10 protein-coding genes are annotated in these 11,063 nt (G+C 64.2%); 2 read left to right on the forward strand and 8 right to left on the reverse strand.

The genetic code is table 11. The features are described 5' to 3' along the window. The first annotated feature begins 123 nt into the window (after window positions 1–123). A complete protein-coding gene (locus LVJ94_07300; GenBank protein ID WXB07038.1) occupies window positions 124–1,632 on the forward strand; it encodes a L,D-transpeptidase in 1,509 nt (502 codons plus the stop codon). Here LVJ94_07300 and LVJ94_07305 read toward each other — a convergent pair whose 3' ends face one another. The 4 genes from LVJ94_07305 to LVJ94_07320 are packed head-to-tail and all read right to left on the reverse strand — an operon-like array spanning window position 1,633 to window position 5,161. Continuing rightward, window positions 1,633–2,418: an ABC-2 family transporter protein gene (locus tag LVJ94_07305; protein WXB07039.1), complete on the reverse strand. Its 786-nt coding sequence runs from the start codon at window positions 2,416–2,418 to the stop codon at window positions 1,633–1,635. A 4-nt stretch (window positions 2,419–2,422) separates the two neighbouring features. Further along, the gene (locus LVJ94_07310) at window positions 2,423–3,226 is read right to left on the reverse strand and encodes an ABC-2 family transporter protein (protein WXB07040.1); all 804 of its coding nucleotides are present in this window, start codon (window positions 3,224–3,226) and stop codon (window positions 2,423–2,425) included. Next, the gene (locus LVJ94_07315; protein WXB07041.1) at window positions 3,223–4,233 is read right to left on the reverse strand and encodes an ATP-binding cassette domain-containing protein; all 1,011 of its coding nucleotides are present in this window, start codon (window positions 4,231–4,233) and stop codon (window positions 3,223–3,225) included. Before LVJ94_07315 ends, LVJ94_07310 begins: the two co-directional genes overlap by 4 nt. A 13-nt stretch (window positions 4,234–4,246) precedes the next feature. Next, window positions 4,247–5,161 (reverse strand): LysR family transcriptional regulator, encoded by a 915-nt coding sequence (locus tag LVJ94_07320; GenBank protein WXB07042.1) that lies wholly within the window; start codon window positions 5,159–5,161, stop codon window positions 4,247–4,249. A 49-nt stretch (window positions 5,162–5,210) separates the two neighbouring features. On the opposite strand from LVJ94_07320, the gene LVJ94_07325 reads away from it, so the two are divergent. Then, window positions 5,211–5,918, forward strand: coding sequence for a hypothetical protein (locus tag LVJ94_07325; protein WXB07043.1), 708 nt, complete (start codon window positions 5,211–5,213; stop codon window positions 5,916–5,918). Here LVJ94_07325 and treZ read toward each other — a convergent pair. The 4 genes from treZ to LVJ94_07345 form a co-directional block, all read right to left on the reverse strand. Beyond that, the gene (gene treZ / locus LVJ94_07330) at window positions 5,896–7,665 is read right to left on the reverse strand and encodes a malto-oligosyltrehalose trehalohydrolase (protein ID WXB07044.1); all 1,770 of its coding nucleotides are present in this window, start codon (window positions 7,663–7,665) and stop codon (window positions 5,896–5,898) included. The genes LVJ94_07325 and treZ overlap by 23 nt on opposite strands. A gap of 27 nt (window positions 7,666–7,692) precedes the next feature. Next, window positions 7,693–8,811, reverse strand: coding sequence for a hypothetical protein (locus LVJ94_07335; protein ID WXB07045.1), 1,119 nt, complete (start codon window positions 8,809–8,811; stop codon window positions 7,693–7,695). A gap of 149 nt (window positions 8,812–8,960) precedes the next feature. Next, entirely contained in the window at window positions 8,961–9,419 is a 459-nt protein-coding gene (locus tag LVJ94_07340; GenBank protein WXB07046.1) for a MarR family transcriptional regulator, read from the reverse strand. Between the two features lie 36 nt (window positions 9,420–9,455). After that, window positions 9,456–10,820 (reverse strand): glutamate-cysteine ligase family protein, encoded by a 1,365-nt coding sequence (locus tag LVJ94_07345; GenBank protein ID WXB07047.1) that lies wholly within the window; start codon window positions 10,818–10,820, stop codon window positions 9,456–9,458. Window positions 10,821–11,063 lie beyond the last annotated feature (243 nt).

Genomic DNA, 11,063 nt, shown 5'->3' on the forward strand with positions numbered 1-11,063 from the left:
GTGGTGTCTCCCGGCCCACGCCATGTGGGAAGGCGGGACACGGCGTGTGCGGCAAGATGCGGCATTCCGCCGGGAAACACATGCGCGCGCTTGGCATGCGCTCTTGCACTTCGTCCCGGCGCCATGTCTCGTCAAGCTTGCTTCGTGCTCGTGTTGGTGGCCTCCGCTTCGTTCGTAGCCTGCGCGGGCACGAAGGACGATGCCGCGCCGGCACCCTCCTCCGAGGAACCGGACGCCGCTCCTCCGCCTCCCGTCGCCGAGGTGGCGGATGCCGGTACCGCGCTCATCGGTGCGCTCTACATGCAGACGCCCATCATGAGCGAGATGGCGTGGCAAAAAGAGGGCGGCGTTCGCATTGGCTACATTCGCCAGGGGCAGAAGGTGCCGGTCATTGCGGCGGCGCACCCGCAAGAGAATTGCAAAGCAGGTTGGTACGAGCTCGTTCAGGGCGGATTCGTCTGCGGGAAATATGCCTCGCTGGATCTGAATCAACCGAGCTTTCAAAAAGCGGGGCACCCGCCGGACATGCAAGCGTCGCTGCCCTACGACTACGCGTACAACCTCACGAACGGGACGCCGCTCTACCGCAGGCCCCCGTCGCGCGAAACGCGACTCGAGTCCGAGCCTTGGCTTCAGCCCAAGCCGGAAGTCGCGGAAGAGGAAGCGCAAGCCGAGACGCCGGACGCGGGGGCTCCGTCGAATGGCGGCGACGGTGGCACGCCGTGGTACCTCCGCGACTACGGCGGGGCGAAACCGCAGGTCACCTTGGACGAGCTACGCGGAGGCAAAGGTCCCATCGCGAGCCGCATGGTGAAAGGCTTCTTCGTGTCGCTCGACAAGGATGTCACCACCGATGGCGGGCATTGGTGGCAAACGCAGGATGGTCTCTACGCGCCCTTCGAGCGGCTGATCGCGTACAAGCCGGCCACCGACTTCCATGGCACGTGGCTCGAGGAGGGCCCCGCGACGGTGGGCGTGATCCTCTCGCACAAGGCCAAGAAGTACACCGTGTCGGCCAACAAGAAGAGCGTCGCTGCGGGAAGTGCCCTGGGATACCACACGGTGCTGCGGCTGACCGGCGCGAGCGTGACCCTCGACGGTGTGCGCTACGACGAGACCTCGGAGGGCTTTTGGACCAAAGCCTCCGAGGGCACGAAGACCCGCGCCGCCGAGCCGCCGAAGGATCTCGGGCCCGGCGAGAAATGGATCGACATCGACGTGACCACGCAGATGCTCGTGGCCTACGAGGGGGACAAACCGGTCTTCGCGACGGCGGTGTCGAGCGGGGTGATCGACAAGAAGGACAAGACGCGCGACCACCACACCGTGCTCGGCTCCTTTCGCGTTCGCGAGAAGCACATTTCGGCCACGATGGATGCTGACGTTGCGGGCGTGGGGCCCTATTCGCTCCAGGATGTGCCCTGGATCATGTATTTTCAGGGCAGCTACGCGACGCACACGGCATTTTGGCACAATGCCTTCGGGCGCATGCGCAGCCACGGCTGCGTGAACATGGCACCGCAGGATGCGAAAGCACTTTTCATGTGGAGCGAGCCGCAACTTCCCGAGGGATGGCACGGCGTCATGGCCACGGCCGAACGGCCCGGCACACGCGTGGTGGTGCGCGAGTAGCTAACTCGCGGACGTGTACTTGCCGAGGGCGCGCAGCCAGACGAGCCGCGAAAGCCCGACGAACACGCAGGCCCCCAAGAGCGAAAGAACGAAGGTGGACACGGGCAGGGTGCCCAAAAGCGCCTGCGCGGGGTACGTCGTCATGAGCGCGAGCGGGATGACGAAGGTGAAAATGAAGCGAATCACCCCGCGAAATACGGCCGACGGCCAGCGCGCGGCATCGAAAATGGCAATGAAGAGGTGCATCAAATTGTCGATGCGTACCACGTAGAAGGCCGCACTCACCGTGAGGATGCCGAGCGAGAAGAGCACCGCAGTGGAGGCCCAAAGCAATGCCAGCGACATGGCGATGCCGCCAAAGGTGGGGCTGTGCCCGAGCAGGCGAAATGCGTATCCGAAGATGATCACCGCCGTGACGACGTTGATGGCCCGCCACGGTTGAATGCGTGCGGTGCACACGAGAAACTGAGCATCGGCGGGTTTGATGAGTACGAAATCGAGTGTCCCTTTGCGAATGTGCTCCACCACATTGGTCAAGCTGGGGCTGATCGCACCTTCGAGCACGGCGGCGAGCAACGTGAACCATCCGACCACGAGGAGTGATTCGCCGAAGCTCCACCCCGCGACGGTCGCGCGTGCGGAATACACCACGAAGAGCGGAATGATGGAGGTGATGGCCCAGAAGACCTCGATCAGGCCGTCGAGCGCGAAGTCGATGCGGTATTGCATGCCCAGCAGCGCCGACGCACGCAATTGAACCCCCAGGAGGCGCAGATATCGAATCAAGAAGTCACCCGCCGTACGCCGCGAAGCGACCGAGCCCGCGCCGCCACACGAAGGCCGTGAAGCCGAGGTGCAGCACGACGATGGCCCATTGCTGGCCGACCAGGGTCAAGGCCGACGCGCGATCGTGCGCGCTGGTCATGATTTCCACGGGCAGGCCCAATTGGTACCGAAACGGGAGCCAATCGCCGATGGTGCGCACCAGCGGCGGGAACAACTCCACCGGAATGAGGTAGCCGCTGAACACGAGAAACAGCGTAAACCACACGTCCATGAGCTTGATGCTGCTCTCCAGGAATAGCGCCAGGCACCCAATGGCAAAGTTGGCCAGCAAGGTGATGAGCCACGCACCCACCATGGAGAACGCCCATAGAATCCAGAGGACCGGATCGCGCGGAAGCGGTGTCGTGCCGACCAGCGCCAGCGCGACGATGGCTGCGGGCAGCGAGAGGATGCCTCGCAGCGGAATCGCGGCCAGGTTTTCGGCGCCGTACGCCACCAGCGGATGCACCGGACGAAGGAGTCGCATGGCCAGCGTGCCATCGCGCACCTCGGTGTTGATCTTCCAACAGACCCACGAGGCGGTGAGTTGACGCACCACGAAGGTGGCGAGAAAATAGGCAATCAACTCGGGCTGCCCCAGCCGCCCCATGGGCGCTTCGCTCGCCACGGCGAGCCAGAGGGCCAGCATGATGAGCGGCATCGTGGCGGAGAGCGTCCACACGATCATCTCCGCGCGGTAGGCCACCGCATCCGCGAAGCCGATACGCAGCAGCGTCGGCAGCGCGAGGACGGTGCTTCGGACGCTCACGACAAAGGTTCCCCTTCGTCCTGCCGGGCGGCCGCGGTGCGATTCTGCTCGAAGAGCTCGCGCATCACCTCCTCGAGCGGCGCATCCTCGACGGTCAAGTCCTTCACCGGCAACGCCGACAGTGCATGCGCCACGGTGCGGCTCACGTCCTCGTGCCCCACCTGCAACACCGCTTCGCCCGCACCATGCCGCACCACCGTGCCCACCGCGGCCAGCGCGCCAACGTCGACGTGGCCGCCGAGCCGAAGCACCACGCGCTTGTCCGGGCGGATGCGGCGCACCAACTCTTCCAGTTTGCCGTCGAAGGAGATGCGTCCCTTGTCGATGACGATGACCCGTGGACAGAGCGCCGCGACGTCGTCCATGTAGTGGCTGGTCAGGATGAGCGTGGCGCCATAGCGCTCGTTGTAGTCTTTGATGAAGCGCCGAATCGTGATCTGCATCGACACGTCGAGGCCGATGGTGGGCTCGTCCAAGAAGAGCACTTTGGGATGGTGGATCAGCGCCGCCGCCAGCTCGCACTTCATGCGCTCGCCGAGGGAGAGCTGGCGCGTGGGGCGTCCAATCAAGTCGCCAATTTCGAGCAGCTCGACCAACTCGGCCAGGGTGCGCGCATACTCGTCGCGCGGCACCTGGTAGATGGCGCGATTGAGCTCGAACGTCTCCGACGGCGGGAGGTCCCAGAGCAGCTGCTGCTTCTGCCCGAGCACGAGCATGATGCTCTTGAGGAATGCATCCTCGCGCTTGCGCGGCTCGCGCCCGTCGACGGAGACCTGGCCTTCGCTCGGGTGCAGGAGCCCCGAGAGCACCTTGAGGGTCGTCGTTTTTCCCGCCCCGTTGGGGCCCAGAAAACCGACGCGCTCGCCAGGCGCGATCTCGAACGAGATGCCGTCCACCGCCGCCACTTCCGTGTACTGCCTTCGAAAGAGCGAAATCGCCGCAGCCTTGAGGCCCGCCGCACGCTTGTGCACCCGGTAGATCTTTCGAAGGCCGCGGACGGAGATCATGCCCAGCCGCACCTTACCGCATGGCGGCCGCGGTGAGCGCATCCAGAATGGCCGCGAGTGCAGGTGAGCGTTCGCTGCCATCGCGCACGGCCGCGTAGATGCTGCGGCTCGGGGCCGTGCCGGCGATGGGGCGGACGGCGACGTTTGCAAGGGCGTTGCCCGCGAGGGCTAAGCCGGGGACGATGGAGACGCCGGCGCCCGCCGCGACCAAGGCGACGGCGGCTTGGTAGTCGTTGACGCGATGCTGGATGTCCGGGCGAAACCCGGATGCCGTGCATGCCGCCAACGCCACCTCGCCGCAGGGGCCATCGTCCGCGCCCATCACCCACGGCTCCGAGGCGAGCTTGCGAAGCGGAATCGCCCGCCGCTTCGCCAGCGCGTGCGATTTGGGCACCACGGCGAAGAAGGGATCACGCAAAAGGTCCCGCCGGACGTATCGCGGAGTTTTGTAGCAAGGCCCCTCACGATAATCCACGGTAATGACGATATCGAGCCCGCCCGTATCGAGCTCGCCGAAGCATTCGGGCGCCTCCACCTCGCGGACCACGCATCGAGGTAGCCGTCGCGCGCGGGCGATCGCGGGTGCCACGAGGTTGACGATCGCGGTCCCGAACGCCCCGATGGTGATGGGTCCCGGCTCGGTACCGTCGAACGCTTCGAGCTCCGAGCGGGCGCGCTCCATTTGCCGGAGCAGCACCGCCGCGTGATCCAAAAGAAGCATCGCCTGCGGCGTGAGGTGAACCCCGCGGCCCCGTCGCGCGAGCAACGGTACCCCGAGCTCGCGCGACAAGGTCGCAATCTGTTGCGAGACCGCGGACGGCGTGAGGTGAACCGCCGTCGCCGTGGCCACCACCGTGCGGCGCTCGTGGAGCTCGCGAAGGATGGCCAGCCGGCGCACATCGATGAAGGTTTCGCTTAGGGGTTTCATGCAAAAAATGTAGATGGACCTAACACTTCCTCGAGCCTAGCGTCAGGGCATGAACAGCGCATCCCCCCGCATTGCCATCATTGGCGATTATGACGAACGCAAGGTCGTGCACCAGGGCACGAACGCCGAATTTCCCGCGGCCGGTGCCGACGTGGCGTGGATTCCCACGGATTCCATCGGCGATCCCGCGAAGTCGCTGCGCGATTTCGATGGCATCATCATTTCACCCGGCAGCCCCTACGTCGACGAGGAAGCCGTGATCGCAAGCGTCCGCTATGCCCGCGAGAATGAAGTTCCGCTGGTGGGGATGTGCGCCGGCTTTCAGTACGTCACGGTCGAATTCGTGCGCAGCGTCCTCGGCGTTGCCGGTGCCAACCATGCCGAGACCCACCCCGATTCCGAGAAGCTCGCGGTCACACCGTTGGTTTGCTCGCTTGCTGGGGAGTCCCATCCCGTGCACGTCCTTCCGGGGACGCGCGCGGCGTCGGCCTATCGACAGGAGCGCGTGATCGAACCGTTCTTTTGCAACTACGGAATCAATCCCGAGTTCGAGCCCCGCCTCGCCGACGCGGGGCTCGCGGTGAGTGGCCGTGACGAGATGGGGCGCCCGCGCATCATCGAGCTTGCCGGGCACCCCTTCTTCCTCGCCACGCTCTACGTCTTTCAGGTGCGCGACCGCCACGTGGAGCCGCACCCGCTGACGGCGGCCTTCCTCGAGGCCGCTCGTGCCCGTCTCATGAAGAGCCGAACAAAATAGCCGTCCGCGCGGGCACGCGTCCTTCGGTGAGCGCCGCGCCGCTGCTCGCCATGGGACGAAGCCCCGTGATCGACGCGTCCGCGATTTTCGCCTCGTCGGCGAAGTTCACCAGCAGCACCCGCACCTCGGCATCGAGCCATTGCCGCACCACGAGCAGCTCGCCCTGCACAGTGGCGGTCAGCCGCTCGCGCGTGCCTCGGCGAAAAACGGCATCGCTCCGGCGCATCGCGATGAGCTCCCGGTAAAGCCGTTGCACGCGCGCATGGTGCACCTCGCCGCGTTCCTCCCATCGAAGCCGCGATCGCTCGAAGGTCTCGACCTTTTGCGGATCCGGAATGGCCGCGGTGGCGGCGGGATGGGAGAAGGCCTCGAACGTCTTGAACTCCTCCCGGCGCCCCTTGGTGATGGCTCGCCCGAGCGCAGCCTCGTGATCGGTAAAATATAGGAACGGCGTCGATGCCGCCCACTCTTGCCCCATGAAGAGGAGCGGCGTCATCGGCAAGAGCAGAAACAGCATGGACACGGCACAATAGGTATCGAGCGGCATCGTATCGGACAAGCGATCGCCCAATCCTCGATTCCCGACTTGGTCGTGGTTCTGAAGATAATAAACGAAGGACCGCCCGGGCAGCCCATCGTCGCTTTTGCCGCGCGGCTTGCCCGTGGGCTGGTAGACCGCACCCTGGTAGAGCCATCCCCCCGAAATGGTGTCGGCGATGCCGCGCAGGCCCGGTTCGTAGGCGCGGTAATAGCCATCGCGCTCGCCCGTCAATGAAGCATGCACCTGGTGGTGAAAATCGTCGGTCCAAACGGCATCGAGCCCGAGTTCGCGCATCAAAGCGGGGTCGTTCCGGTCGTCCTCGCCAATCAGGACCTTGCGCGGCGCGAGCTCGGCGACCCGATCGGAGAGCTCGCGCAAGATGGGGTACGCGCTCGGATCGTGAATCGCTTGCGTGGCGTCCAGCCGGAGGCCGTCGAAGCGGAATTCGCTCAACCAATAGCGCGCATTGTCCACGACGTAGCGCCGCATCGGCTCGAAGGCGAAATTGGGCGCCTCGCCCCAAGGCGTGTCGGCATCTTTGGTGAAGTATTTCGGGCAGTATTGCGCGAGATAATTCCCCGACGGTCCAAAATGATTGTAAACGACGTCGAGAAACACACCGAGCCCCAGGCCGTGCGCTTCGTCGACGAACCGGCGCAGATCGTCCGGCGTGCCGTATCCCGCGAACGGCGCGTAGAGCGCGACGCCGTCGTATCCCCAATTGCGCGCCCCCGGAAAGGCGGCCAGCGGCATGAGCTCCACGGTGGTCACGCCCAGCTCCACGAGCTCCGGCAGACGCGCGCGCGCCGCATCGTAGGTGCCCTCGGCGGTAAAGGTTCCCACGTGCACCTCGTAGAGAACCTGCTCCTCGAGCGGGCGCGCGATGCCCTCCCCATGCTTCCACGCATGGTTCGGCGCCGTGACCATCGCAGGCCCGTGCACGCCCCGCGGTAGAAAGCGTGCATACGGATCGGGAAGCTCGCGCCCGCCGACGACGAATTTGTACAGCGCCCCGGGCCCGACCCCGTCGACGAACGCTTCGAAGTAGCTCGCCTCTCGTGAGCGCGTCATGGCGTGCGTGGCGACGGTCTGCCCGTCCTCGCCGTAAAGGCGCACCGCGCACGCATCCGACGTGGTCACCCACGCGCGAAAGCGCGTGCCGTTTTTCTCGACGATCGAACCGAGAGGGAGCAAATTTTCGTGCATCGAGCTCCCGTGTTTACCACGGGTTCGTCACATATCGTGATCGTGCATGCCGCTGTCGGTCGGGCCCGCATCTCCAGGCGGGGGTGGGGGAGGCGGGGTCCCGGCGTCGTAGCCGGACGGCGTCTCACGGAAGGCGAAGTCCTCGAGCGACATGAGGTAGTCATGGCGATCCGGGCGGTGACGCGTGCAGTACGTCTTGGCGTACCATCCGCGGATCTCCACGGCGGGCTGCTGGATGACCGGCTTGCACTCGACGGGCTTGCCCTTCAACCAGTCCACCGAGACGACCGGCTCCCAGAAGGACATGTGCCCGTCGTACAGGCCATAGGCGAAGGCCTGGGCGAGCCCTTTGCCTTGCCATTCGGGACTGTTCTTGTTGATCATGTGGTTGCCCATCCGGCCTTGAATGCCCTTGGCATTCAGGTAGCCCGGCGGCCAGAACTCCAGCCCGATGTCCTTGGCCGCCTTGGCCCATTCCGGGCACGGAATGAATTGGTCACACGGGCCCGTCCGCATGTAATTGCGCTCGACGTAGTCCATAATGAAATAGTGCAAATCGAAATGCGGCACGCTGAAGACGCCTTCCGGCGCATGGCCATGGCCTTGCCAATTGAACATCATCCATTTGATGGGTAAATCTTTGATGTCCGGAAACCAAAGGACGCGCTCGTGCCCGCCGCTGCACTCGGTCATGCGGTTGATGACGCCGTCGTTGTTGTTGTCCCAACAGGTGGCCCCGTCGTTGACTTCGTTCGTCGGCAGCGTCTGTAGACCTTTTTCGTCGAGGGTGATGCCGATCATCTTCGGCGACCCATCGTCGTTCAGTTGATACACGCTCTGGAGGTAGCCCTGGCCCAGCGAGGTGCGGTTTTCCACGCGCTCGCATTGGCCGCGGGAGCCGCCGTGATTGACGAGGATGGTCGCTTCCTCCTCGCCGAGGTCCAGTTGCTGCCCATTGAAGCAAACCGGCTTACCGTGGGTATGCTGATGCGAGGCGTCGCTCGCATGCGGGCCATCGTCGTGATGATCCGCGCCCCCGTCGTCCGACTGGCTGCAGCCACCGCTGGCGAGCCCAAACGAGCCGGCCGATGCCAAGGCCGTGAACACCGCGCAGATCTGTGCAACGCGGGATCGTTCCATCTTCATGATTGTCCCCTTCGAGTCCTAAGTGCGCACGAGACGCGCGCGCCAATACACAAACGGCGTACGTCTCGCTCAACTTGTTGTCAAGGCAACAGACTCGAGAGACTTGATGACGGCGGACGCGCCGTCTCTGTAGCTGGACTCTTCGCGTATCAGGACTCCGCGGAGATGTTCTCCTCGATTTGAGAGACGATGCGAATGAGCTCCGCGAGGTCGCCTTTGGTCAACTTGGTGAAGAGGCGTTTGCGCTCGTCCATGACGCCGGCCTCGATACGGCCGAGGATGGCGGCACCTTGGGACGTGAGCGAGACGCGCAGCTTGCGTGCGTCGTTCGGGTCCGCCTCGCGGCGCAGCCAGCCGTTACGTTCCATGGTGGCAATCATGCGCGTCAAATTGGGTCGGTCGGAGAAGAGCTCGTCGCCCAGTTCGATCTGCGACTGTCCTGGCCGCTGTCCGAGTTTGTGCAGGATGAAGAATTGCTCCTGGCTCACTTCCACACCGAGGCTCGCCGTGTACTGCGTGAATCGATAGCGGAGCAGGCGGGCGCACCGATAGATGTGGTAAGCGAACGAGTCTTCCAGGCGCACGGTGTTACGCGAGTGCTTCGGCATTGCCCAAGAATACACACTACCAGTGCATTATTGACATCAATACTCGGCACGAAGTGCGATCTGGCGCGAAACGGTTTGACCAAGTTCGACGGGACTTCCCTCGTCGAAGCCTTCCAGCATACGATCCGCCGGGCTGCGGCCGCTTCCGACGAGATCGACGAGGGGGGCCAGGTAGATGGTCTCGTCCGCCCCGGTTTTTACGCCATTTTCTCGAGGGCGGGCGCGCCTCCGGAGGCCGCCTTCCGCGATGGCGAGCAAGTGCAGTGCGACATCGCGCACCTTATGCCTGCCGAAAAACGTGGCCCCGAGCCCGTCGCGCGCGATGACCGCGCGGAGAGCCTCCATCCGCGCGTACGTCCAGTCGGCGGAGACCTCCTCGGCCTGGCCAAGGGCCTTTTCATCGTAGAGAATGCCGGTCCAGAGCGCAGGCAGTGCACAGACCTCGCGCGACGATACGGAGTCGGCCCCGCGGACCTCGATGGTACGTTTCAATCGGACTTCGGGAAAGAGCGTGTTCAAGTGCATTTCCCAGTCCTCCAGCGTCGCCCCGTAGATATGATGGCCCTCGCGCCAGAAGCTCCGAAACGTCTGCCCCGTGTTGGCGATGACCTTGCCGTCGCGTTTGAAGAGGAACATGGGCACATCGAGGGCCCACTCGACGTAGTCACGAATGCGGGATTTCTCGTCCCATAGCGCCGGCAAGAGCCCTTGCCGATCGGGGTCGACCGACAGCCAGACACGCGCCCGCTCGCTACGTATGCCTTGCTTCCGGCCCTCGACGAAGGGCGAGTTGGCGAACATGGCCGTGACGATGGGCGACAGCTTCAGGGCAACCCGGAGCTTCCGCATTGCGTCCTCGTCCGATGCGTAGTCGAAGTTCGCCTGCACGGTGCACGTGCGGCGCATCATGTCGAGCGCCCGCGCGCCGCGCTGCGGTAAGTAGTCACGCATGATCGGGTAGCGTGACTTGGGAACCCACGGCAACTCTGTGGTGCTCGCCAGCGGGTGAAACCCGACGCCGAGCCACCGTATTCCGAGCTCCTCCGAAACCGTGCGGAGCTCCCGCCCATGGCGCTCGACCTCGTCGGCCACGCGATGGAGATCCGCTGCGGGCGCACCGGAGAGTTCCAACTGGCCCCCGGGTTCCAGTGTGATGGACTCCCCATCGCGGGAGAGCCCGAGCAAGGGCCCGTCCGGGCGCTCGCGCACCGGCAAAAAACCGAAGTGCCGGGCCATCCCTGAAAGAACGGCGAGCACGCCCCGTTCTCCTTCGTAAGGGAGCGGCGCGAGCGTCTCGGCATCGATCCCGAATTTCTCACTTTCGATACCGATTCGCCACGATGGCTCGGGCTTCATCGATCGAACGAATGGCTCGAGAAGTTGCTCATAAAAGAGTGTCATGTTCCTCTCCCGGAGAATTCACAGGAAGACGGGAAGACAGGAAGGAGTTCCGGCACGAAGCGTCGCGGAACGCCATTTTTTTGTTTCAACTCAGCCCACTGCCTCGATTGAAAACAAAAAATTCTCTGATCTTCCCGTCTTCCCGTCTTCCTGTGAATCTCTTCTTCGGGGTCTCCCGCGCGGACCGCGGAGGGGCCCCACTGGACATGGAATGGTGAACTTGCCTTGGACCAGTCCAAATGC

The sequence above is a fragment of the Sorangiineae bacterium MSr11367 genome (assembly GCA_037157805.1).
Classification (GTDB): Bacteria; Myxococcota_A; Polyangia; order Polyangiales; family Polyangiaceae; genus Pendulispora; species Pendulispora rubella.